This is a genomic window from Thermosipho africanus Ob7 (genome assembly GCF_003351105.1).
GTDB classification, from domain to species: Bacteria; Thermotogota; Thermotogae; order Thermotogales; family Fervidobacteriaceae; genus Thermosipho; species Thermosipho africanus.
The window spans coordinates 326,927-351,711 of record NZ_NKRG01000001.1 but is presented as its reverse complement, the minus strand read 5'-3'; the positions used below and the strand labels follow the sequence as shown (position 1 = coordinate 351,711).

Annotated in this window: 21 protein-coding genes and 2 tRNA genes; 8 read left to right on the top strand and 15 right to left on the bottom strand. The window is 31.1% G+C overall.

Features of this window, described 5'->3' with window-relative positions:
* Positions 1-7: 7 nt before the first annotated feature.
* The 8 genes from OB7_RS01800 to OB7_RS01765 all read right to left on the bottom strand — a co-directional run bounded on the left by OB7_RS01800 (position 8) and on the right by OB7_RS01765 (position 6,923).
* Positions 8-652: a hypothetical protein gene (locus OB7_RS01800; protein ID WP_114702357.1), complete on the bottom strand. Its 645-nt coding sequence runs from the start codon at positions 650-652 to the stop codon at positions 8-10.
* Positions 653-684: 32 nt separating this feature from the next.
* Complete coding sequence (locus OB7_RS01795) at positions 685-1,878, bottom strand: inorganic phosphate transporter (RefSeq protein ID WP_114702356.1); 1,194 nt, start codon at positions 1,876-1,878, stop codon at positions 685-687.
* A 12-nt stretch (positions 1,879-1,890) separates the two neighbouring features.
* Positions 1,891-2,562, bottom strand: a complete 672-nt coding sequence (locus OB7_RS01790; protein ID WP_114702355.1) for a DUF47 domain-containing protein — start codon at positions 2,560-2,562, stop codon at positions 1,891-1,893.
* Positions 2,563-2,585: 23 nt separating this feature from the next.
* A complete protein-coding gene (locus OB7_RS01785) occupies positions 2,586-3,584 on the bottom strand; it encodes a lysylphosphatidylglycerol synthase transmembrane domain-containing protein (RefSeq protein ID WP_170128436.1) in 999 nt (332 codons plus the stop codon).
* Positions 3,565-4,245, bottom strand: coding sequence for an IspD/TarI family cytidylyltransferase (locus OB7_RS01780; protein ID WP_114702353.1), 681 nt, complete (start codon positions 4,243-4,245; stop codon positions 3,565-3,567). The genes OB7_RS01785 and OB7_RS01780 overlap by 20 nt, the downstream gene beginning before the upstream one ends.
* Positions 4,246-4,250: 5 nt before the next feature.
* The gene (locus OB7_RS01775; RefSeq protein ID WP_114702352.1) at positions 4,251-5,117 is read right to left on the bottom strand and encodes an AAA-type ATPase lid domain-containing protein; all 867 of its coding nucleotides are present in this window, start codon (positions 5,115-5,117) and stop codon (positions 4,251-4,253) included.
* A 101-nt stretch (positions 5,118-5,218) separates the two neighbouring features.
* Positions 5,219-6,103, bottom strand: a complete 885-nt coding sequence (locus OB7_RS01770; RefSeq protein WP_004103759.1) for a bifunctional enoyl-CoA hydratase/phosphate acetyltransferase — start codon at positions 6,101-6,103, stop codon at positions 5,219-5,221.
* Between the two features lie 4 nt (positions 6,104-6,107).
* The gene (locus OB7_RS01765) at positions 6,108-6,923 is read right to left on the bottom strand and encodes a M55 family metallopeptidase (RefSeq protein ID WP_012579426.1); all 816 of its coding nucleotides are present in this window, start codon (positions 6,921-6,923) and stop codon (positions 6,108-6,110) included.
* Between the two features lie 274 nt (positions 6,924-7,197).
* Here OB7_RS01765 and dnaA point away from each other — a divergent pair, with 274 nt between their 5' ends.
* From dnaA to OB7_RS09935, 8 genes are all read left to right on the top strand, one after another.
* Positions 7,198-8,514, top strand: a complete 1,317-nt coding sequence (gene dnaA / locus OB7_RS01760) for a chromosomal replication initiator protein DnaA (protein WP_114702351.1) — start codon at positions 7,198-7,200, stop codon at positions 8,512-8,514.
* A gap of 41 nt (positions 8,515-8,555) precedes the next feature.
* Positions 8,556-8,738, top strand: a complete 183-nt coding sequence (locus OB7_RS01755) for a ferredoxin (protein ID WP_004103765.1) — start codon at positions 8,556-8,558, stop codon at positions 8,736-8,738.
* Positions 8,739-8,966: 228 nt separating this feature from the next.
* A complete protein-coding gene (locus OB7_RS01750; RefSeq protein ID WP_114702350.1) occupies positions 8,967-10,787 on the top strand; it encodes an MFS transporter in 1,821 nt (606 codons plus the stop codon).
* Between the two features lie 32 nt (positions 10,788-10,819).
* A complete protein-coding gene (locus OB7_RS01745; RefSeq protein WP_012579428.1) occupies positions 10,820-11,917 on the top strand; it encodes a BMP family lipoprotein in 1,098 nt (365 codons plus the stop codon).
* Between the two features lie 117 nt (positions 11,918-12,034).
* On the top strand, positions 12,035-13,543 hold the full coding sequence (locus OB7_RS01740; protein WP_282956777.1) for an ABC transporter ATP-binding protein: 1,509 nt from the start codon (positions 12,035-12,037) through the stop codon (positions 13,541-13,543).
* A gap of 1 nt (position 13,544) precedes the next feature.
* Entirely contained in the window at positions 13,545-14,579 is a 1,035-nt protein-coding gene (locus tag OB7_RS01735) for an ABC transporter permease (RefSeq protein WP_114702348.1), read from the top strand.
* A complete protein-coding gene (locus tag OB7_RS01730) occupies positions 14,576-15,535 on the top strand; it encodes an ABC transporter permease (protein ID WP_114702347.1) in 960 nt (319 codons plus the stop codon). Before OB7_RS01735 ends, OB7_RS01730 begins: the two co-directional genes overlap by 4 nt.
* 166 nt (positions 15,536-15,701) lie before the next feature.
* Positions 15,702-16,652: a hypothetical protein gene (locus tag OB7_RS09935; RefSeq protein WP_249030987.1), complete on the top strand. Its 951-nt coding sequence runs from the start codon at positions 15,702-15,704 to the stop codon at positions 16,650-16,652.
* Between the two features lie 62 nt (positions 16,653-16,714).
* On the opposite strand, the gene OB7_RS01720 is transcribed toward OB7_RS09935, so the two are convergent.
* From OB7_RS01720 to OB7_RS01690, 7 genes are all read right to left on the bottom strand, one after another.
* Positions 16,715-16,792, bottom strand: a tRNA-Asp gene (locus tag OB7_RS01720).
* Positions 16,793-16,869: 77 nt separating this feature from the next.
* A tRNA-Asp gene (locus OB7_RS01715) sits at positions 16,870-16,947 on the bottom strand.
* Positions 16,948-17,039: 92 nt separating this feature from the next.
* Positions 17,040-17,738, bottom strand: coding sequence for a queuosine precursor transporter (locus OB7_RS01710; RefSeq protein ID WP_114702346.1), 699 nt, complete (start codon positions 17,736-17,738; stop codon positions 17,040-17,042).
* Positions 17,739-17,761: 23 nt separating this feature from the next.
* Entirely contained in the window at positions 17,762-18,628 is an 867-nt protein-coding gene (locus OB7_RS01705; protein ID WP_114702345.1) for a DegV family protein, read from the bottom strand.
* Positions 18,625-19,965, bottom strand: coding sequence for a DNA repair protein RadA (radA, locus tag OB7_RS01700; protein ID WP_004103778.1), 1,341 nt, complete (start codon positions 19,963-19,965; stop codon positions 18,625-18,627). Before radA ends, OB7_RS01705 begins: the two co-directional genes overlap by 4 nt.
* The gene (locus OB7_RS01695) at positions 19,958-22,417 is read right to left on the bottom strand and encodes an ATP-dependent Clp protease ATP-binding subunit (protein ID WP_114702344.1); all 2,460 of its coding nucleotides are present in this window, start codon (positions 22,415-22,417) and stop codon (positions 19,958-19,960) included. Before OB7_RS01695 ends, radA begins: the two co-directional genes overlap by 8 nt.
* 81 nt (positions 22,418-22,498) lie before the next feature.
* Entirely contained in the window at positions 22,499-24,739 is a 2,241-nt protein-coding gene (locus OB7_RS01690; protein ID WP_114702343.1) for a DUF4350 domain-containing protein, read from the bottom strand.
* Positions 24,740-24,785 lie beyond the last annotated feature (46 nt).

Genomic DNA, 24,785 nt, shown 5'->3' with positions numbered 1-24,785 from the left:
CTCCCCTTTAAAATGCTATATTTAAAGCAACGTCAAAATCAATAGAATTCATAGGTTCTATATCACTAACAACTTTTTTTCCAGTTTCTGTTTTTGCACCCATGAAAAATTGAATGTTATAATAAACTCTTCCACTAAATGTAACATCTTTACTAAAAATAAAATCTGCTCGTAATCCCGGTTTTAGAGTAAACGAGTTCACAATTATTTTGTTATAATGTGAAAAACTTACGCTTCCAAAATCAGATAAATTGCTGCTTGAACCTGCTTCTTTTTGAAAAATTTCCTTCTTATAGAAAACTTCACCTTGAAATCCTAATTGAAGTTTTTCACCTTCATTAAATAACGTTACTCCAAAAACTTTTACTGCAAAATCAAACGAAGCTCCTCTGACTATATATTCGTTGTCAAAATCCAAATTTGAATATATTCCAAAACCATATGAGACAGGTGAATTATGCTGAGAATCAATATTTTTTTGGTATCCATAATATAAAATCAGATTGTCAATAAACTCAGGTTTTGGCAAGATATCATTTTTTAAATCTACAGGATTATTTATTCTAATTCCAAATGTTCTTTCCTGATACCTTGTAAATGAAAAAGAAACAAGTGAAATTACAATTAATGCTATTATCATTACTTTTTTCATTATCTCACCTCCGAAAATAATTATATCATAACTTACGTCAATACTATATACAAAAGAGCACTAACTCCAGCTGCAAATGGTACTGTAACAAACCAGGAAATAATTATGTTCTTTAAAATTCCAACATTTACAACTTCTATTCCTCTTGCAAAACCTACACCAGATACTGCACCTACCACTGTATGTGTAGTTGAAATAGGCATTCCCATAGTAGAAGCTATAAGAACCGTGGTTGCAGTTGAAAAATCAATTGAAAAACCTCTAGTGTTATTAAGTTCAGTAATATCTTGACCAACTGTTTTCATAACCCTGTAACCCAAAATTGCAACACCAAAAGATATACCAATACCACCCAAAGCTAAAATATATTTCGGTATTTCTATTGCCCCTTTTACACTACCAGTAGTTATTATAATGTACATTAAAGCAAGTGGACCTACCGCATTTGCTACATCGTTTGCTCCATGAGAAAAACTGACATAGCATGAAGTTACAACCTGTGCTTTCTTGAAAATTTTCTCAACTATATCATATTCATTATCTCCAACTTTTGCTTTTCTCAAATACAAAAATGAAATAAGAAAAACTATAAATCCAATAATAATTCCTGCGTAATTTCCTAATAATATATCCTTCTTCATTGTTTTTACAACAAAAAGTACTGCAATTGTATAAAATGCAATACCTAATAAAATTGGAGCAACATATTTTGCAGCTTTAGCTGGATGTTTTCTATGTAAAATTGAAAAGGAAATAAATTTAAAGATTACAAAAGCCATTGCTCCACCAATGAGTGGTGAAGTAATCCAGGTAATAACAATTTTTAATAAGGTCATCCAATTTACAATTTGAAGTCCACCAGCAGCAAGTCCAAAACCAATCATTCCTCCTACTATCGAATGAGTTGTCGAAACTGGCATTCCCCAAAAAGTTGCTAATAATATCCATATGGTTGATGCAATTAATGCTGAAAATGCACCAATCAATATATTATTTGGATCAGATATCATATTTAAATCAACTATGCCTTTTGCAATTGTTTTGGTAACGTGTGCTCCAAAAAGAATCGCTCCTAAAAATTCTAAAATAGAAGCTATTAAAACCGCTTGTTTAGGTGTAATTGCTTTTGCACCAACAGCTGTTGCCATACTATTTGCAACATCATTTGCTCCTATAGCAAATGCCATACCAAAGCCTACCAAAAATGCTCCTACAATCAGTAGCACTTTATCGCCTCCTTATCTAATAATCATTCTAATTCTTTCAACAACATTTTCAGCTCTATCAGCTATTTTCATCATTAAAACTACAATACTGTTTAAAAACAAAATATCAACAGGATTCATCTTATTTTTGTATGAATATAGTGTTTTTCCAATTTCTATTCCCAATGAATCTGTTTTCGATTCATCCTTTTCTACATCAAAAGTTAAATTATCTTCTTTATTAATCTCATTTGGAGAAAAGTCAGATTCTACAACAGTCCTAAGTTCATCTACGGAAACTTTCATAAATTTTATAACATCTGCAACATAGTCACCCATAAGTTTTATTTTTTCAATTACTTCTTCTGGACATTCATCAACTTTATTCATAGTAAGTATCTTTACAAAATCATCAACGGCATCTATAATCGAATCTTGGTTATGTATAATCTCAAGTGCATCTATTCTATCAAAGTAGCTCCATCTAAGTTTGGTATAAATCTCTCTCAACCTCGTTTTAATCTCATCAGCACTAGACTCAAATTTATCAATTTCCTTAGAGTATTGCATTATATCTTTTCCATTAAAATAGTCGTCTAAAATCTGTGGTACGATAGTACCTGCTTTCATACAATACTCTGCGTGTTCACTGAGTAATTTCGTTGGTGATACTTCCGGAAATAACCTATCAATAAACCTCTTCATCTTATCCCTCCTTTTAAAGTTTATTAAATTCTTTCACTAGTTGAAATTTTCGTTATAAAGACACTTCCCAACAAAAGTGGTATATAAAATGTAACAACCCGATACACCGTAATTATTCTTATAGAAACATCCGGCCCCAAAATTTGAGAAAATACTATCTGATAAGTCCCTTCAATTCCTCCACTTGAACCTGGTGTTGGAATGTAATAAGCAACAGAATTTAAAAGTGAAATTATACCTAATAAATATAAGTATTCTATACCTGAAAATTTATCAACAAAAATATAGAAAATATAGGTATAAAGCAAAATTGTAACAAAGTACAATATTATATCCAAAATTAATACCCATGGATTTTTTATCCATAAAATTTTTATACTTTCATGTAATGAATCGATCCATTCTATTATTTTTTCTCTCTCTAGCTTTTCTCTAGAAAATTTTCCAAAAAAAGATAATATTTTTTCTAAAAATTTCTTGTTTATAAATCCAATTAAAATAAGAAGAGAAATTGAAAAACTAACTATAAAACCCGTTAAAATTAATGACAATCCAAAACTTTTAGGATAAGCCGATAAAATAGGTCTTATAGATAAAATATCAATAATCAAAACTACAAAAGACATCTCTAAGGTTCTTGAAATTACAATATTTGTTGCATCTTCTGTTTTTACACCTATCTTTGAAAGATGGTATATCTGATAAGGTTGGCCGCCTATAGACATTGGAGTGATATAAGAAATGAATTTACCGAAAAATATATTTTTGAAGGTCTCTTTGAAAGGAAGGTTATATTTAAAAAACTTTAATAACATTGAGAGTCTCATAGTATCTATCAAATAAATTATTACAAGTATTAATAAGCTAATCAAGAATTCTATAGTAAGTAAATCTCTTAAAAACGAAACTTGCGTTGAATAAAAAAATTGAAACAGAATAATCATCGAAAAACTAATTATCAATGAAATAAAAACTTTTTTAAAAATTGATTTTTTGCTTCTATTAGCCTCCGACAATTTCATCAACTCCCATTAGATGCAAATCTTCTACTGTAGTTATTTTTATATTCTTTTTATTACCTTCCGTTATAGAAACTTTATAACCTGAAGCAAGTACAACTGAACCATCATCAGTAAAGTTATCCAATCTGTTTGAAAATTTTAAAAATGAATCTTTTAAAACTTTATATTTAAATGTTTGCGGTGTTTGGATTATAAATATATTCTCTCTTTTTGGAACAGACAAAATAAAGTCATTTTCAACTACCGCTATAGTATTTTCAGAAGAAATTGCTGTAACTGTTGCTCCAAACAGTTTTGCATTTTCAATGTTTTTTTCAATTATATCTTTATTAACAAATGGCCTTGCCCCATCGTGAATCAAAACAATATCATCTAAATCAATTTTATTTTCTAAAAATTTTATAGCATTAAAGGTGGAATGCTCTCTAGTTTTTCCACCTTCAATAACGTATATCTTTTTTTCAAACTTTTTTAAAATTTCTATGCTTTTATTGATATAATCCTTATTTGACACTACTACTAAAAATTCAAAGCAATCTAATAAAAACTTTTCAACTGTATGCTCCATCAATGTCTTACCATTAAATTTCAAAAACTGTTTTGGAAAATCTTTAGAAAATCTTGTTCCTTTTCCACCAAATAGAATTACACCAACTATCACATTTATCACCTTTTTTTAGAGTTTTCAATACCATAAAGTTTTATTTTGTGAGAAAGGGTTTTATAATTTATTTTGAGCATTTTTGCTGCTTCAAATCTCGAGTTAGATTTTTTTAAAGCAAGCATTATATATCTCTTTTCAACGTGTTTTACAAGTTTACTAGTAAAATTTACAAGATCTATACCTTCAAAATTACTGGCTTTAAATCTAGGTATTTCAATTCTTCCAGTTGCCGCATAATTACTAGCAACCTTAACCAATTCTTTTGTATTACCAGGCCAGTTATACTCCTTTAACAGCTCATATTCATTGTTATCAGGTATCTTTTTATCCAAATTCTTATGTTTTAGGTACAAAGACGAAAGAACAATATCAAAAATATATGGAATATCTTCTTTTCTATCCCTTAGGGGTGGAATTTTAACTCCTTTTTTCTTAGAAAATTTCACTTTTGTATGAGGTAATCTACTTTCAAAAAATGTTCTGTATTCATTTACATACATTCCATCTTCATATAATAACACTAATTCATTCTTTTCTTTAAAATCTAATATAACTTTTTGCAAAAACTCTCTTATTATAGGACCTTGGAGTTCTGGGAAAGAATACAACATATCATACTCTTCTTTTAGCCTTCTATGTTCTTCTTTAACTTCAAAGAGCTTAACGGCAAGCTCCAATTCCCTTAAGGAATATACCAAAATTTTTCCCGGGACAGTCTTTTCTTCCGTTAAATAAACTATGTCCCAATAATCTTCTCTAATTTTTTCTTCTAAATTTGAATTATAAATGTCAAAAACAACTTCTCTATGTTCATATAAAAACTCCCTCAGGCTCTCAACAAGAACCTGAGGGATTAGAATCTTAATCAAAGACTCACCCCTTATTGTATAATTATTATTATACCCTCAGGTTTCCCCCACCTTTCTATTGTATTTTAACATATTCAACGAAAATATTAAATACCATAAAATTACTTGCTAATTGCTGCAGCAATAGCTATTGAATTTCTTTTTGATTCGCTTGTATCGGCCCTTGAAACAATAATTATTGGAACTTTTGCCCCCATAATTATTCCAGCAATCTTACCGTTTGCAAGGTAAACTGCTGACTTTCCAAGGAAGTTTCCACTATGAATATCTGGAACAACTAAGATATCTGCTTTACCAGCAACCGGGCCTGAAACCTTTTTTACTTTCGCAGCAAACTCACTCAATGCGTTATCTAAACCAAGTGGTCCATCAATTTTACATCCTTTTATCTGTCCCCTATCAGCCATTTTTGTTAATATTGCAGCTTCCATTGTCTCAGGCATATCTGGATTTACTACTTCAACTGCTGCTATTAAACCTACTTTTGGTTCTTCATATCCTAAACTATGCGCTAGAGAAACTGCATTTTTTATAATTTGAACTTTTTGCTCCAACGTTGGTTTAATAACCATTCCACCATCTGTTACAAAAACTATCCTATCCATTCCAGGTGTTTCTAAAAGTGCAACGTGAGAAAGTAATCCTTCACCACGAAGCCCCCATTCCTTATTCAAAGCAGCTTTCAAAAGTGTAGCAGTTTTTACTAATCCTTTCATCAACACATTTGCTTGACCTGAAGATACCAACTTAACAGCCTTTTCTGAAGCTTCTGCTTCACTTTCAGCATTTACAATTGGAAGTTCCATTTCTAATCCCTCAAGATTTTTTCTAATAATTTCCTCTTTTCCAACCAATATAGCTTTTATGCCTAGATCCAAAACATCTTTAATCGCCTTTAATGATTCAACATCTTCAGCCCCTGCCAATGCAATAACAGCCTCTTTTGTCTTCGCTTTTTCTATTACCTCATCAAAACTTCTTAACATCCACTCACCTCCCAATGTATTTTACAACTGAACACATAAATGCCATACTTAAAATTGCATCAAATATTACTTGATAGTCTTCATGAACTAACTTTACACTTCTTCCATTAACTCTCTCAACAAGCGGTAACATCTCAACCAAATCCGCTCTTGCAGTGTCAGTAAATTCAACAACTAACTCAACTGGTGTGTCAAATTTATAAACCTTGAATTTTTCTCTTGGGACTTGTAACATCCTCCTAGTTGTTTCTTCTATTTCTTTTAAAACCTTCTTCATAGATTTATGCTTTGCTGAAAATCTTCCTAAAGATTCTTTAGTTTCTACAAAAAAAACATCATCAAAAACTTGCCCTTTTAGTTTATCATCACCAACTATCATTGCAACTGGAACATTGTAAAGTCCAGCATAAGCTGCATTGATGAGAGCCTCATTCATTTTTTGACCATTTATCCATATATTATATATAGATGAGGAAGAATAAGAATGATCCATAACCGCATATCTTGTTCCAACACCAGCATGATATCCAAAAAATACTACCCTATCAAATGATTCATCAAGACCACTCATCATATAATTTTTCCTTAGTCCACCAGAAATTAATTCCACATTTTCAAATTCTTTTGTAATTTCCCACAATATATTATCTCCCATAGCATGCGAATCAACTAATAAAACATAATTCCCATCAGTTGCCCTTAAAAAAGCCTTCAATTGTTCCATCAAATAATTTTGTTTGAATTTAACGCCATATTCAACATCGGACCATTGAGTAACACCACCCAATCCCTCAAAATCAATAGAAACATATATTTTCATACTCCCCCTCCTTTATGTTACAAAAATATTTTAACTCAAGTTCCTATAAAACCTAAGCTTTGCATTTCTTTGCAAAATCAAGAATTTTAAAAACTGCCTTAAATACTTTATTCTCATCATATTTAATCTAAAAATATAGAAAACTTGAATACCTGTTTCAAATTATTGGGAAATTATTTAGAACATTGACACATTTATTCCTTGAAATTTTACATACACCTGTGAGATAATATTTGATGCCCCACCAGAAAAATATTTTCCTGAGGTGTTTCCTATGAAAGATAAAATACTTTCAGCACTAAAAGAAAAAATCAGCCGCCAAAACTGGGAAAGTTGGTTCTTAGATTTTAACGTTAAAAAAATTGAAGATAAACATGTTGTTTTTGAAGTCGGTAATATTTTTATAAAAGACCGACTTGAGCAAAAATTCAGCAAAATTATTTCAAAAGTAGTTAAAGAATCTCTTGGAAAAGATGCTACTTTTGAAATAGTTTATAAAGAAATTGATATTACTCAAAAAAATGAAGAAAAAGGTCCTTTAGTTAGAAAAAGGCCTTTACTTATAACTCCACTAAATCCGAAATATACTTTCGAAAATTTTGTAGTGGGAAACTTTAATAGATTTGCATATAACGTTTTTCTTGAAGCCAGTAAAAAACCAGGTTATTACAATCCTATATTTTTGTACAGTGGTGTGGGACTTGGAAAAACACATCTTGCTCAAGCTCTTGGAAATTATCTTTTGGAAAATGATCCTGATCTTAAAGTTGCATACCTAACCAGTGAAGATTTTATGAATGAAATGTTTTACGCAATTAAAAATGGAACTACAGAAGAATTTAGAGAAAAATATAGAAAAAAAGCAGATATATTGATAATTGACGACATTCAATTCTTGATCGGTATAAAATCAGCACAAGTTGAACTTTTTCATACATTTAATGCAATACATGAGGCCGGAAAACAAATTATTATATGTTCAGATAGAACTCCTCAAGAATTAAAAGATTTTCATTCAAGAATGATCTCAAGATTTCAAATGGGATTGTTAGTTAAAATTGAAAATCCTACTAAAGAAGACTTATTTAAAATTGGAAAAAAAATTAGTAAGCTTAAAGGTGTTGAAATAAACGATGAAATTATAGATTACATAAGCTCTATATATGATAATCCGAGATTAATTCATGGCGCAATTTTAAAATTAATTGCTTACAAAAATCTATATGGTTCTCTAAATTTATCTATAGCACAAAGTATTTTAACAAACCCATCCAAACCGCCAAAAGCTTTAGAAGAAAAACTTATTGAAATTTTAAGTGATATCTTTGAATGTTCACCTGAAGAAATTCTTTCAAGTAAAAGAACCAAAAATATTTCATATGCTAGAAAAGTTGGAATGTACTATGCAGCAAAAAAATTAAACCTTTCAACACGAGACGTTGGAAAAGTTTTTAACAAGTCACACTCGTCAGTTGTACAAAATATAAGCCAAGTTGAAAAATTAATAAAAGAAGGAAATATAATAATAAAAAATTATCTAAAACAGATAGACAAAGCAACAAAAAACTTTGCACAAGGCGAAAGTATATGATATAATCAAGGTAGCCTATCAAATAGCAGGAGGTGACAAGCGTGAAAGTAAGAGTTGACGAAGCAACATGCATCGGATGTGGTGTTTGTGAAAACCTCTGTCCAGATGTCTTCAAAATCGGAGACGATATGAAGGCAAAAGTTCTCCAAGCAGAAACAGATTTAGACTGTGCTAAAGATGCAGCTGACAGCTGTCCAACCTCTGCAATTACAGTAGAAGAATAGTAGATTTTAAAGGCCGGAATTTTCCCGGCCTTTGATTTTATCCGGCAGTTAGTCCTCTATAAATTCCTTCCCTTTCATTTATAGTAAATAACCGCTAAATTTTTAATTTTATTGTAATTTTCTACATTTTTCATGATATAATTAAAATTGTAGATATTTTTTTTTTATGTTAGAATAAAATACCTGGTAGATAATGCTAAAAGATTAACCAATGGAGGTGCTGATTTAATGAAGCGGTTAAACATTTTTGTTTTTTTAGTACTAATCTTATCACTAACTTTTCCAATCAATCTTGAAAAATCTAAGGAATTATTCTTATACTATATCAACAATTTTGAAACATCTAATGATGATGAATTTTTATCAAATACCAGAAATTCTATCAACACTTTTTTACCAATTTACAGATATTACAAAATCGAACTTGTTGGAAGTGTTGAAAAAACAGATGTTTCAAAAAAAATTGGTGACTATCTTAATGTAATATACAAACAAAACATATCGAATGATTATACTACACAACTTGCCCGAGCCGCATTTTTTTCATACCTTGAAGCATCACTTGAAAGAAAAAAATTCGAAGCAAGTTTTATAAAATCCTCTCCTAATTTCAACAGTTTTTTTAACTCCTACCAATCAAAGGTTATTTTTGCTGCAAGAAATTATCTTTCTGATCTTTTAGCAAAACATCTTGGCGCTAAAATTAACTTAGATGGTAATGCTGATATAGAAGATGCCCCTCAATATTCATTTGAATTTGAATACACTCCAAAATTTAAAGAACATGAGTTTATTGATGAAATAAAAATTATCCTTAAAGATGAAGAAATAAAAAAGAATTTTGTAAATTATTTAGAAATTATCTCTAAAAATCCAGAAAGAATTGTACCTAACATTAACAGATATAGTGGACTATTACAAAGAAACGTTATTAAAAGTGTCTCAAACTTGAAAAATATCTTTTCAGACGAGTTTGAAAAAACTCTTCCAAAATCATACAATTTCTGGTGGCTAAGATGGGTTGCCTATATTGTTTTAATTCTGATTGCAATTAAGTCAAAAAAGTGGGATCTTGTAATGTTTATAATTTCAATTGTTGAGATTTTGTATCTATATATTGGCTTTGATATCTTATCTAACTCTGATGCTACAATATATGGATTAATTTCATTTTCTGCCTTACTTGCTTCATTAATAATATTTATAAAAAACAAAAAATTTCTTGAAATTTCATTGATTGCTCTATTATTAATATCATTTGTAATTCCAACATATTATACCAAAGATTTTCACATGAAAAACCTTAAAGAATTTGAAAATTCTCCATACTTTACTGAACTTATTAACGATGTTTTAAAAGATAAATATTCCAAATTTTCAAATATAGTAAGGGAATTAACTACAATTGCAAATTCAAGTATTATAGAAACTGAAGACATAATTAAAAGACTTTCAATAAACTTAAATAATTTTACAGAAAAAATAAAAGATCCTGAATATAAAAGTGTTAAAAATTTTGATGGTAGAGTCAATGATTTCAAAGCATTAACTACTGAGTTTTCTAATTATCAAATTGAAGAAAAAATAAGAGAAAAGCAATTCAAAAAAGCTGAAAATAATTTAGAGAAATTCACGAAAAAAGTTGCTAAAATTTCTTCTGATGCATTTGAAAATGAATTCCTAAAAGAAATTCAAAACGATTTAAATTTTGAAGAAATAAGTCCAACAGTCAAAAAAGTAAATGAAACTATTAAAAATACTAGAGATCTTGAAAAAATACCAATTCAATTTTACAGAACTAAGTTTGGGATTCTAACATTCGTATTTTTATCACTTGGATTTTTCTTGACATCACTAAAAAGTAAAAACTCAATTATATGGAACATTGCTGCAACATTATCATCTATATTAATGCTTATTAATCCTATAATTTTCTTTGTTCAATCCGGTGTTCCTTTGATCACATTTAATTATATTATTGTAATACCAATTTTACTTGTCATATCTATAATAATTTTAATAAGAAGCTTTAAACCCATAAAGGGTTAAAACATACACTTTTCAAAAGGGAGGGAAGTTCTATGAAAAAATTACTTATTTTCATTTTGTCGATATTATTTGTAGTAAGTGCATTTTCTTTCAAAGCTATTATGGTTACTGATACTGGTGGTCTTGGTGACAAATCTTTTAACGATGGAACTTGGGCTGGTATTAAAAGAGCTGCTGCTGAACTTGGAATTGATGCTCAAGTAATTCAATCATATGAACAAGCAGACTATGTTTCAAACCTTACAAAAGCCGCACAAGAAATTCAAAAAGAACCAGATGGTGGAATCGTATACGCAGTTGGATTTATGATGACTGATGCTTTATTTGAAGTTGCACAACAATTTCCTGATGTCTATTTTGCAGGTATAGATATTGCTCCATCTTCTGGCGATGTTCCACCTAACGTAATTTGTTTCCTATTTAAAGAACAAGAATCTGCATTTCTTGTAGGTTACATTGCAGCTGCAACTACAAGAGCTAATAAAGTTGGATTTATTGGTGGAATTCCAATTCCTCCAGTTGAAAGATTCAGATACGGTTTTGAAGTTGGAGTTAAAGTATTCAACGACCTTCATGGTACAAATGTTCAAATAATTAAAGGATATACAAATCATTTTAGTGATCCAAAAAAAGGTAAAGATCTTGCTCTTTCTCAATTTGCAGAAGGTGTAGATATAATATTCCACGCAAGTGGTGCTTGTGGAAATGGTGTTATTGAAGCAGCAAAGGAAAAAATGGTTTCATTAGTTGGAAAAGACGATTTGAAATCTATTTTAGAATACGCATTTGAAAAAGGTGGATACTTTGCAATGGGTGTAGATGTTGATCAAGATTATATGGCTCCTGGTGTTGTTCTTGCAAGTGCAATGAAGGGTGTAGACACCGCATCTTATCTTGGTGTAAAATGGGCATATGAAGGAAACTGGACACCTGGAATTCACAAACTTGGTCTTGCTGAAAACGGTGTAAGAATGAGTCCAATGAAGTATACAAAAGGACTTGTTGAAAATAGAACACTTGCAGAACTTGCATATCTTGTTACATTGATTAAAAAAGGTATCCTTACAGTTCCAGAAACCGAGGAAGCTTTAAAATCCTTTAGAACACCAAATATAGTATTCCCATTCTAATTTATAAAAAATTTTGGGGGCATCTGCCCCCATTGCTTTGTCATTTTACTAAGGTTTAAAACCTTAGTTAAGTGACAAAGCGTTGAAAGGAGGAGTTAAATTGTGTATGCCGTAGAAATGGTAAATATTGTTAAAAAATTTCCTGGAGTTTTGGCAAATGATCATGTAACTATAAGAATTAAAAAAGGTGAAATTCACGCAATAGTCGGAGAAAACGGTGCTGGTAAATCAACCTTGATGAATCAATTATATGGACTGTACCATCCAGATGAGGGTGACATTTTGATCAATGGCAAAAAAGTAACAATTAAAGGACCAAAAGACGCTATAAAAAATGGAATAGGAATGGTTCACCAACATTTTATGTTAGTTGATACATTAACTGTTGCTGAAAATATAGTACTTGGTAGTGAACCTGTAAAAGGTTTAAATTTTGATATTAAAGAAGCCAGAAAACAAGTTAAAGAATTATCTGAAAAATATGGATTATTTGTAGATGTTGATGCAAAAATAGAAGATATTCCAGTTGGTATGCAACAAAGAGTTGAAATTCTAAAAACTCTCTACAGAGGTGCAAATATAATTATTTTGGATGAACCTACTGCTGTATTAACTCCTCAAGAAGTTGAAGAATTGTTTGTGATAATGAGAAAACTTAAATCAGATGGAAAAACTATTTTATTCATATCACATAAATTGCATGAAGTTATGGAAATAAGCGACAGAATAACTGTTATGAGACTTGGAAAAGTTACAGGTGAGCTTGAAACCTCAAAAACTAATCCTAAGGAAATTGCAAGACATATGGTTGGAAGAGATGTTGTTTTAAGAGTTGAAAAAGCTCCACATAAGCCTAAAGAAAAAGTTTTTGAAATTAAAGATCTTGTTGTTAAAGATAACAGAGGGCTAGTAGCAGTTAATAAAGTTTCTTTTGATATAAGAAAAGGTGAAATAGTTGGTATTGCAGGTGTTGCTGGCAATGGTCAAACTGAACTTGTAGAAGCAATAACTGGATTAAGAAAAATTGAAGATGGGAAAATATACTTTGAAGGTAAAGATGTAACACACTTTACACCAAAGCAACTTAGAGAACTAGGACTTGCTCATATTCCTGAAGATCGATTAAAACATGGCCTTATTGAAGAATTTGAAGCTTACTATAATGTTATTCTTGGACAACACTATAAACCTCCATTTTCCAATGGAACTTTTTTAAATCATAAAGAAATATTTGAATACACAAAAAATCTAATGGAAGAATTTGATGTAAGGCCAAGAAGAATTCAACATCTTGGGGGAAATTTCTCAGGTGGTAACCAACAAAAACTAGTAGTCGGAAGAGAAATTAGAATGAATCCAAAATTTCTAGTAGTTGCTCAACCTACTCGTGGTTTGGATGTTGGGGCAATTGAATTTATTCATAAACAAATATTAAAAATGAGAGAAATGGATGTTGGAATTCTTTTAATTTCTATGGAACTTGAAGAAATATTCTCTTTAAGTGACAGAATTATTGTAATGTATGAAGGAGAAATTATGGGTGAAGTAAAACCTGAAGAAACTACAGTTGAAGAAGTAGGATTGATGATGACTGGTCAAAGACTTGTAGAGGCACGGAGGGGATAAGATGAATAAAAGATTCTCTGCAATACTCATACCTATTATTTCTGTACTAATAGCACTTGCTATTTCAACAATTATTATATTATTGATTGGTAAAAATCCACTCACTGCTTATTCAGCATTGATTAGAGGATCTTTCGGTTCAAAACAAGCAATTGCTGATACAATAATAAAAACAACTCCATTAATATTAACTGGTCTTGCTGTTGGATTTGGATTTCGAGCAGGGGTCTTTAATATCGGTGCAGAAGGTCAAATGGTAATGGGAGCATTGATTGCTGCAGCTTTTGCTGGAAACTTTGGATTTTTGCCACCGATTATAGCTATTCCATTAACTATTTTAATAGCCATGGCAGTTGGTGCTGGCTATGCTGCAATTGCTGGATTTTTAAAGGCAAAGACCGGTGCTCATGAAGTTGTTACGACAATAATGCTCAATTGGATTGCAACTTACTTTGCATCTTACATGGTAACAGGTCCACTAAAGGTTGGATCAGGTACACCAAAAAGTCCTGAGATTGCTAATTCCGCACAACTTCCAATATTGATGAAGGTAGGAGCCATTGAAGTTAGTGCAGGTATTATAATTGCAGTTGTTGCAGCAATTTTTATGTATATTTTACTAAATAAATCAACAACTGGATATGAAATTAAGGCAGTTGGTTTTAATCCTTATGCTGCTGAATACGGTGGAATCTCAGTATCTAAAAATATTATCCTTGCCATGGCAATTAGTGGTGCACTTGCTGGTCTTGCTGGAGCAACTGAATTAATGGGAGTTCATCACAGATTCTTAGGAGAGCTTTCTGGAGGAAAAGGTTTTGATGGTATAAGTATTGCATTAATTGGACAAAATAATCCAATTGGAATTATATTTGCTGCCTTACTTATTGGAGCTCTTAGGACAGGAAGTAACGAAATGCAATTTGTTGGGGTTCCAAAACATATGGTTATGATAATTCAAGGTATTGTTATCTTTCTTGTCGCAGCCGATAGAATTGTTCGTACTATTATGATAAGAAAGAAGGTGACAAAATGAGAGTCTTAGAAGCAATTTTCCTTGTTTTTATAAACCCGCTTTTTTATAAAATTACATTAACAGCTGCTACTCCTTTAATTTTTGCCTCACTTGGTGGAGTATATAGTGAAATTACCGGTGTTGTAAATATTGCCCTAGAAGGTATTATGCTTATGAGTGCATTTACTTCCGTCGTGTTTACATATCTATCTGGGAATGTTTGGATTGGGGTTTTAATGGCTGTAATCTCTGGTCTTGCATTTTCATGGATTCATGCATGGGGTAGTATTAAGTGGGCAGGTAACCAAGTTGTTTTAGGTACTGCTTTAATATTAATAGCTCAAGGTGTTACTGGTTTTTTGATGGAACCAATTTTTGGAAAACCTGGTCAAACCGACTTTGTTGGAAAAGTAGAAGAATTAAAAATTCCCGGATTATCTAATGTACCATTTTTTGGAAAAATATTTGGTGAATTAAGTCCTTTCGTATATATGGCATTTGCGGCAGTTGCATTTTCCTGGTGGCTAATCTATAAGACTAAACTTGGACTTAGAATGAGGGCAGTAGGTGAAAACCCAGAAGCAGCTGATACCTTGGGAATAAATGTTTTTGGAATAAGATATTTCGGTGTACTAATGAGTGGAGTTTGGGCTGGTCTTGCAGGCGCTTACTTAAGTATTGGTGAAGTTGGTCATTTTAGAGAATTAATGACTGGCGGTAGAGGATTTATAGCACTTGCAGCAATGATTTTAGGTAAATACAATCCTGTAGGAGCAATGCTTGCGAGTTTATTATTTGGCGCATCAAGTGCATTTGCAAACCAAATGCAAAGCAGCTCTCTAATTCACGTTTCAGCAACTGTTAAACCATTATTTGACATGATCCCATTCATCCTTACCATTATAGTTGTCGCAGGATTTGTTGGTAAATCTCGTGCTCCAAAAGCTGATGGTGTTCCATATGAAAAAGTTTCCTAATTAATAAATATAAAATAATTCATACAAAAGTCCCTCTTCTTGAAAAATAACTAAAATCAAGAAGAGGGATTTTTTATTATTACATTATAAATCTTCAAAAAAGATATTTCGATTCTTTGCTAGATATCTGTTATAATAATCCTATCAAAAAGGAGTAAAAAATAAAATGAATAACATAAGTAAACTTCTTATAATTACCTTTTTAATAGCTTTAGTTCTAAATTTCTTTAAAACTGAATATAACTACTTTTATAAAAATTCATCCAAATTTGCTTTAATTCCAAAGTTAGATGAAAATTATGTTCCTCAGGGACTAAGTTATTTAAATAATTGGATAGTTATTTCATATTATTCAGCTAGTAAAAAACCTAGTATACTAGTCTTATTAGATAAAAAAACTGGAAAGTATATAAAATATCTAAACATTTATTTTTCAAACGGGAAACCCTATACTGGTCATGCAGGCGGTGTAGCTGTAAGTAAGAAATTTATATGGCTATCTTCAGACTATCATTTATACAAAATAAAAATAGAAGACTTAATAAATACCAAATCTGGTAATAAGATTAATATTATTGAGACCTACAAAATTCCTGTTAGAGCCTCTTTTGTCCAATACTATAACAATCATATTTGGGTTGGAGAATTCTATCATATTTTTGGTTATTTAACTGATCCCTCTCATAGAATAACTAATGAAAAAAACAAAACTTTTAATTCCTGGATAACAGGTTTTCTACTAGATAAAAATGAAAATATTTCTACTCTTAAATATATTTTAGCTTCACCAAATATTGTACAAGATGTAGAATTTACTGAAGATTATATAATTTTAAGTAGATCATACGGAATAAATAATGATTCAAAATTGGAATTTTATCCTAATGTGTTAAACAATAAACCACAGAAAAAAATAAATAATATTTCCGTTTGGTTTTTAGATGTTCCCGAAAAAACAATAAATATTTTACCTATGTCAGAAGGAATATCAAAAATTGATAATTCACTATATATATTATTTGAATCAGGTGCTTTAAAATATAAAAACTTTTGTAAATCACCAACAGAATATATTTGGAAATTAAATATAGAAATACTTTCAAAAAAAGAACATTAGATATAATTATTATGTTTTATATAAAAAAACAAAGAGGATAGCTCTTTGCTATCCTCTTGCCTTGGCGGGGACGACGGGATTTGAACCCGCGGCCACCGGTGTGACAGACCGGCGTGATAACCAGGCTTCACCACGTCCCCAACTCTAGTCATCAATTAATATTTTACCATATTTATATAATCTTGTCAATCGCCTTATCGGCTACATTTTATTTAACTGGCGGGGACGACGGGATTTGAACCCGCGGCCACCGGTGTGACAGACCGGCGTGATAACCAGGCTTCACCACGTCCCCACTCTTAATGACAAAGACCGTTATTTATTTTGCCATAAACACATGCATTTGTCAACACTAAAACGAGTTAAATTTCTGTAAAAACAAACCAATTACTTTACTAATTCATTAATCTTGTTTTTATCATGCAAATATTTTGCAAAATATAAAAACGGCGTATCAGCTGCTGCAACAATCCATTTAAAAAAGTAAGTGGTCCATAATATACTCCAAAAAACGTTTAATTCATATACACCCCAGAATGCTATAAAACAAAATACAAAACTATCTATAAATTGTGAAACCATGGTTGATAAGTTGTTTCTTACCCACAAAAATTTAAGCTGTGGTAACTTATTTTTCCATAGATGATATGCCCAAATATCATGAAGCTGTGATAACCAATATGCAGTTAATGATGCTATTACAATCCTTGGCATTATTGAAAAAATAGTTTCAAGAGCACCCTGTGCAAAATCTGATTGATCTGGTTTAAAATAAAGAGCTAATTGCATCATAACAGTCATAATTATAAGACTCAAAAATCCAACATATACTGATTTTCTTGCATCTTTTTTTCCATAATTTTCTGATAAAATATCAGTTACTAAAAAGGTTGTTCCATAAACTATGTTTCCTAATGTTGCAACGAATCCAAATAACTCTACCGTCTTTAATACTTGAATATTTGCAATAATAGTAGCAATAGCAGTCCAAATATACAAACCAGTTTTACCCATTAGCCTGTAAAATAGCAAAATCCCTCCAAAGTTTACAAGCATTAGCAAAAGCCAGAGTACCTCGTTTCTCACAGCAGATTCCTCCTTTTAATTTTCTATCTAATAATTTCTATACCAAAACCTGCCATTCCGATTCCAACATGTGTAGATATCACTTTACCAGTATTAGAATAGTCAAAATATTCGACTTCATACCTTTCTTTAATCAATTTCATCATTTCATCAATATGCTCTTTTCCATTGCAATGAATACCTATCAAACCTATTTTTTGACCAATTTTTATTCCTTCCTCTTCCATTTTTGATAAAATCATACTGTATGCCTTTTTATATCCTCTTGTTTTATCAAAAGGAATCATTTCTCCTTCTTCATTTATATAAATTCCAACTTTTATCTTCAACAAATTACCAACAAAACCTGTAAATTTACTTACTCTTCCACCTTTGGCCAGAAAATCAAAATCGGAAACAAAAAATATAGCATGAAATCTTTTATTTTCTCTTTCTTCCCTTACCTTTTTCGCAACTTCTTCAAGGCTCATTCCAGAATTAAGCAATTCTCTGGCATACTTTGCCATGTTAGAAATTATTGAAGAAGCCATTTTTGTATCAACAATTTCAATTGGAATATCAAAAGACTCTGCTGCAAGTCTTGCAGAATTAAAAGTTCCAGACATTTTAGTAGAGATTGTTAAAACCAAAACGCTATCATACCCATCTTCTATAGCTCTTTTATATGCATTCTGAAAATCCAAAATGGAAGGTTGTGAGGTTTTTGGTAACTCTTCTGCTTTTGAAAGTCTTCCATAAAATTCTTTTAAGCTTTCCTCATCTCTAACATTATCAGGTTCACTACTGCCATCCGGCCAATTTACATAGAGTGGGACAACATCAATATCGTATTTTTCAATCCACGATACTGGAATATCTGATGTACTATCAACAATAATTTTTGTTTTCATATTAACTCCTCCTTTGAGCCTAGAATTATTCTATTTAATTGTTTTAATGAAGAAACTTTTACAATATTTTCCCCGTTTATATCTTCAACATTTGGTATTATAAATCTATCATAACCAGACTTTTTTGCATTTTCAATTCTTTTTTTAATATTTCTTACTCTTCTAACACTTCCATCTAATCCCACTTCCCCTATTATCACAACCTTTCCTAAGAAAGTGTTATACAATGAAGATAAAATAGATGATGCAATAGCTAGATCACTTGCTGGATCTGTGATTTTTAATCCACCAGATACATTTAAATATAAATCATGAGAATCGATAGGTAAATTAAGGTGTTTTGCAATTACAGCACCTAAAATAATCAATTTTCTAACATCAATACCGTGGGCTATTCTTCTTGCTGTAGCAATTTTATCTCTTGAAACAAGACTTTGAATTTGAACAAGAATAGGCCGTGTTCCCTCAAACACACACGAAATAACATTTCCTGGCATATTACTTTCCTCAATAAACACTCTATCCTTCAAAGGAATTAGTCCTTCCTCTAACATTTGAAAAATTGCTAACTCTCCACTTGGACCAAATCTATTTTTTAAAACCCTTAAAATTCTAAAGTCTGTATTTTTTTCTCCTTCAAAATAAATAACTGTATCAACGACGTGCTCAACTAACTTTGGACCGGCAATATTTCCCTCTTTATTCACGTGAGCAACTAAAAGTGAAGGTATACCTTTTTCTTTTGATAATTTTCTTATCTTTTCTACTACTGTTTTAATTTGTAAAATCCCACCAGGTACTCCATCTACACTATTTGAAAATATAGTCTGTATTGAATCAAAAACTATAAAAGAAGGATTTAACTGATTAATAGCAACAAAGATTGACTCTATTTCATTTTCTGTTGTAACATAAAGATTTGAATCACTAATATTTAGTCTTTTTGATCTTAAGCCAATTTGCTCGATACTCTCTTCACCACTTACATAAAGTACTTTCCCATGTTTTGAAAGCATCTTACATAATTGCAATGAAAGTGTACTCTTTCCAACTCCTGGTTCACCACCAAGTAGTATAACCTGACCAGAGACAATACCTCCACCAAACAACTTGTCAATCTCTGGATCATTTGACTTTAACCTTTTATTTTCATCAATTTTTAAACTATCATCAAGCAAAAAAATGCGGGAACTTAAACCCGCATTTTTCTTTTCATCTTCACTAACCTTAATCTCTTTCGCACTGTCCCATGCACCACATGAAGGACATTTTCCAAACCACTTTAAAGATTCATAACCACAATTATCACAAACATAAACTGTTTTTTTCTTAGTCATTTTTCACCTTTACTTTTCTCTGTCTTTTCTTTTTAAATACGATCTTTCCATTTTCATAGCTACAGACAATTGTGTCATTCTCTTTAAACTTACCTTTCAACAATTCTTCCGATAAAGGATCTTCTATATATCTTTGAATTGCACGCTTTAAAGGCCTTGCCCCATATGCTGGATCGTAACCTTCTTGTACTAAAAAGTCTTTTGCACTTTTACTCAACTCAAGCAAAATACCTTTCTCAGAAAGTCTTTTTCTGATATCCTTTAAAAGTATTTCTATTATTTCCCTAATATGGTCCTCTGTAAGTTTATGGAATACAACAACTTCATCTATTCTGTTCAAAAATTCCGGCCTAAAAGTTTTCTTTACCTCTTCAATAACCTTTTCTTTCATTTCCTTAAATTCGACATTATTATCTTTACTATCCACAAATCCTAAGGATCTTTTTCCAGAAACAATTTGAGTACCACCAATATTACTCGTCATTATTATAATTGTATTCCTAAAGTCAACAACATGACCTTGAGAATCGGTTAATCTTCCATCATCCATAATTTGTAATAGAAGATTAAAGACATCTGGATGTGCCTTTTCAATTTCATCAAACAAAATTACTGAGAAAGGTCTTCTTCTTACTCTTTCGGTAAGAGCACCACCCTCTTCGTATCCAACATATCCTGGAGGCGCTCCAATCAATCTAGAAACCGAGAATTTTTCCATATATTCGCTCATGTCAAATCTAATAAGTGCTTTTTCATCACCAAAAAGATACTCAGCAAGTGTCTTTGCAAGCTCAGTCTTTCCAACTCCAGTTGGACCAAGGAATAAAAACACACCTACAGGTCTTCTAGGATCTTTTAAACCACTCCTTGCTCTTCTAATGGATCTAGCAATAGCTCTCACTGCTTCTTCCTGACCAACTACCCTATTATGAAGCGCATCTTCAAGCTTCAACAATTTTTCACTTTCTCCTTCTTCAAGCTTCTTAAGTGGAATACCTGTCCAATTTGAAACTACTTCCTCTATCTCCTCAACACCTACAACCACAACACTAGTTTCAACATTCTTTTTCCACTCATTGTATCTAATATTAAATTCCTCTTTTAACTCATTCTCTTCTTCTTTTAATTTAGCTGCTTTTTCATATTCTTGATTTGCTGCAGCAATTTCTTTTTTCAACTTTATATCTTCAATCTTTTCTTTAAAATTCAATAATTCCTTTGGCATAACGAATGCTTTCAGTCTTGCTCTTGCACCAGCCTCATCTATCACATCTATCGCTTTATCCGGCAAGAAATGATCACTTATATATCTTTGTGACAAATATACAGCTGCTTCTAAAGCTTCATCAGTGTATTTTACTTTATGATGTTTTTCATATTTTGGTTTTAACCCCTGTAAAATTCTAATAGTCATCTCAGGTGTCGGTTCTTGAACATATATCTTTTGAAATCTTCTTTCTAATGCTGCATCTTTTTCAATAAACTTTCTATATTCATCAGGTGTTGTAGCACCTATACATTTTATCTCTCCACGTGCAAGCGCTGGTTTTAAAATATTTGCAGCATCAACCGCTCCTTCAGCTGAACCTGCACCAACAATCATATGTATCTCATCAATGAAAAGTATAATATCTTTTTGATTTTTTAATACTTGAAGCAGTTTTTTCATCCTTTTTTCAAACTCACCACGGTACTTTGTTCCAGCAACAAGAGAAGCCACATCCAATGAAAAAATAGTCTTTCCCTTTAAAGGCTCTGGAACTTCACCGTTTACAATTTTTTGAGCAAGCCCCTCAACAATCGCAGACTTACCAACACCAGGATCACCTATTAATACTGGATTATTTTTCTTTCTCCTAACTAAAACTTGCATTACACGTTCTATTTCACTTTCTCTTCCAATAACTGGGTCAAGTTCACCTTTTATCGCTTGTGCAGTTAAATTAATTCCAAAACCTTCCAATTGTCTTGCACGCGTCACTATTTCCTCATCAAAATCTGTAAAATCAGCTAAATCCTCTTCAGGCATATCTCCTGACAACTCCCTTCTTAACATCTGAACATCAATTCCCATTTTCCTTAAAATATGAACTGCTATTCCTTCACCTTCTCGTAAAATTCCTAAAAATAAATGAATAGGCTTTATTTTATTTTCACCAAGACTTTTTGCTTCTTCATATGCTAACTCCGTCACCCTTTTGGCTCTGGGTGTCATCTGAGGTGACATTATAAATCCACGCATTCCCATACCTACAATAGAAATTACCTCATTTCTAATTTTTGTATAAGTAATTCCATAATTTTCAAGTATTGACTTTATCTTATTATCATTAATTTTCAAAATAGCCAAAAGTAGATGCTCAGTACCAACATATGAATGTCCTAGCTCTTTTGCCTCTTCTTGGGCCATTACAAAAACTTCTGCGGACTCTTCAGAAAACTTGTCAAACATATATTTTCACCACCCTTTCTGTCCGCGACAAATTACTTCTGTTTCTATTATACCTTATAAACACTAAAATATCAATTTTTATTAATTTAATATTATATTTGAAATAAACTCCTTGTTATAGTCAAAATCGTAATCTGAAAATATTGACTTTCCTAAAATTATTACTTTGCCCAATCCTGATTGCTCTTCAACACCCAAAACTATTTTATCAACCTGTATAGCATCACCATTTCCATCACTATCTTCATTCTTTGCAGTTTCAGATTCTAGCAATACTTTTGCACTTTCTCCAACTATTAATGAGCATGGACTATATAGTCTTACACCATTTACAAGAATCTTGTACCTTGCACCATAATTGTTTACTTCATCAACAACTTGATCATCATTAAATCTCGTACCCAGTCCTAGTTTTTCAAGTATGTAATTAAGTTCTTGAGTGTTTCCACCGTTTCTATAATCACTTTTGCTTGTAATTATAAGTTTTCCGCCTTTTTTTACAAAGTCTACAATATTTTCTAATTCTCTTTCAGTATATCCCTTACCATTTTGAATAATTAATACATCTCCATTTATTTCTTCCAGCTTATTAGCATAACTAATTTCTAGTCCAAGTGATTTTACAAAATCTTCAAGCTTTGTAAGTTTTGCTGTGCCATAATCGTTCATATGTCCTATATCAATTATTATTTTATTTACTGATTTCTTCTTAGCATATCCAAACATTTCATATAAAGCTTCAAGTTCAATAACTTTACCATTAATTTTTTGTTTGTAAAGATCAAGGTATGTTTCATCACTACCTGGTATTATTATAATTTCTCCATCAAATTCGCTTAAAGCTTTAATTTCAGGAGCTAATAAATCCTTTGAAAAATCAAATCCATCAACTTTTGGAGTAGAAATAATCAATACGTCAACATCTTTTAGATTGGTTAGCATTCTCTTTGAGTACAAAACCCTATAACCATTTTCAGATAAAAATTGACCAAATTTCTTTAATTCAACCATATAATCATTTTCATGAAGTATGTCAATCATTACAGCCTTTTTGTATGACTTTACAAATATTTTGTGTGATTGAACAAATACATTATTCACTAAAAATTTGATAAGGTGATCTCCTGATGATAATTTTCCTAAATCTACAGATAAAGACTTTATCTCATATGGTTTAAAACTTACCTGCTTAGTTGTAACTACGCGATCATTATCAACAATTTTCAGATCAGCTTCTACATTTTCACTAGTAACATTATAAATATCAAATAAAATAACATTGTTGTTATACTTTACATTATTAACATAAATAGAACTTTCTTTTTGAAACCAGATTGGAGAAGTAACTATTTCATCAGAATCACTTTGTTTAATGTAACAGTAATACCATTCATATCCATCAGGAATTTCAACTGTAATATTGGTTGAATAAGAATCACTTCTTGGATATGCTTCAACTACTGTTCCACTTTGAGAAATTAACGCAAAATAATCTATATTGTCGTAGTCTTTATACTCAAAGTGCAAAGTTACCTTTTTAACAGGTTCTTTAACAATATCTCCCATTATATAATTTCCATAACTAAAACTAACTTTAACATCTTTATCCTCGGTTCCAAATGTATGCCTTGACCATAATGCACTCATTATATCATCATAGCTTAAATATTGAGCAATTATCCCTGTTCTTCCTTCATTTGCACTACCCCAGTTGGGCTTATGATTATCCTGACCAACTGTTGCACCAAGATGCCAACCTTTGTTAAGTGCTACCCTGTAATTTTTAAGCATTTCATCATTTATTACATCACCAGCCTTCCAATTACCATTTCCAACTTCAATTAAATTCATATATAAATCAGCTTGAGGATAATATTCAAAATCATTAAAGGTGCCAAATACAGAAATTGGATGGTTAAATTGTCCAAGCTTTTTATGCTCAACAATCCACTTATAGAAACCTTCCATTGAACTTACGTTGTTTCTGTCTACCCATTGCAACGATTCATACACATTTATATGACCTATTCCAGAAGTCCATTCAAAACCTTGAAGAGCTATAAATTCTCCTTCAACAGTTGCCTTTTCAGCAGCAAGCTTTGTTAAGTAAGTTTTAGTTTTTCCATTTATAAGTTGCTCAAAATAATATGCATGATCTGTTACTGCTTGCACATCTACATAATTTTTTGCGTAACTATACGCATCTTCCGGATAAAGTTTTCCATCAGAATAAGAAGTATGTGAATGTAAATTTCCATAATAAATATTTGCAAATGTTAAAAATGTCACTAAAATAGCTAAAATAGAAATCCACTTTTTCATAAAAAACACCTCCAAAATTTTCTCTATAAATTATTATAACCTAACT

Coding starts and splice junctions, on each gene's coding strand:
- OB7_RS01800 (WP_114702357.1), bottom strand. CDS start 652: ATGAAAAAAGTAATGATAATAGCATTAATTGTAATTTCACTTGTTTCT.
- OB7_RS01790 (WP_114702355.1), bottom strand. CDS start 2,562: ATGAAGAGGTTTATTGATAGGTTATTTCCGGAAGTATCACCAACGAAA.
- OB7_RS01785 (WP_170128436.1), bottom strand. CDS start 3,584: ATGAAATTGTCGGAGGCTAATAGAAGCAAAAAATCAATTTTTAAAAAA.
- OB7_RS01770 (WP_004103759.1), bottom strand. CDS start 6,103: ATGTTAAGAAGTTTTGATGAGGTAATAGAAAAAGCGAAGACAAAAGAG.
- OB7_RS01765 (WP_012579426.1), bottom strand. CDS start 6,923: ATGAAAATATATGTTTCTATTGATTTTGAGGGATTGGGTGGTGTTACT.
- dnaA (WP_114702351.1), top strand. CDS start 7,198: ATGAAAGATAAAATACTTTCAGCACTAAAAGAAAAAATCAGCCGCCAA.
- OB7_RS01750 (WP_114702350.1), top strand. CDS start 8,967: ATGAAGCGGTTAAACATTTTTGTTTTTTTAGTACTAATCTTATCACTA.
- OB7_RS01745 (WP_012579428.1), top strand. CDS start 10,820: ATGAAAAAATTACTTATTTTCATTTTGTCGATATTATTTGTAGTAAGT.
- OB7_RS01740 (WP_282956777.1), top strand. CDS start 12,035: ATGGTAAATATTGTTAAAAAATTTCCTGGAGTTTTGGCAAATGATCAT.
- OB7_RS01735 (WP_114702348.1), top strand. CDS start 13,545: ATGAATAAAAGATTCTCTGCAATACTCATACCTATTATTTCTGTACTA.
- OB7_RS01730 (WP_114702347.1), top strand. CDS start 14,576: ATGAGAGTCTTAGAAGCAATTTTCCTTGTTTTTATAAACCCGCTTTTT.
- OB7_RS09935 (WP_249030987.1), top strand. CDS start 15,702: ATGAATAACATAAGTAAACTTCTTATAATTACCTTTTTAATAGCTTTA.
- OB7_RS01705 (WP_114702345.1), bottom strand. CDS start 18,628: ATGAAAACAAAAATTATTGTTGATAGTACATCAGATATTCCAGTATCG.
- radA (WP_004103778.1), bottom strand. CDS start 19,965: ATGACTAAGAAAAAAACAGTTTATGTTTGTGATAATTGTGGTTATGAA.
- OB7_RS01695 (WP_114702344.1), bottom strand. CDS start 22,417: ATGTTTGACAAGTTTTCTGAAGAGTCCGCAGAAGTTTTTGTAATGGCC.
- OB7_RS01690 (WP_114702343.1), bottom strand. CDS start 24,739: ATGAAAAAGTGGATTTCTATTTTAGCTATTTTAGTGACATTTTTAACA.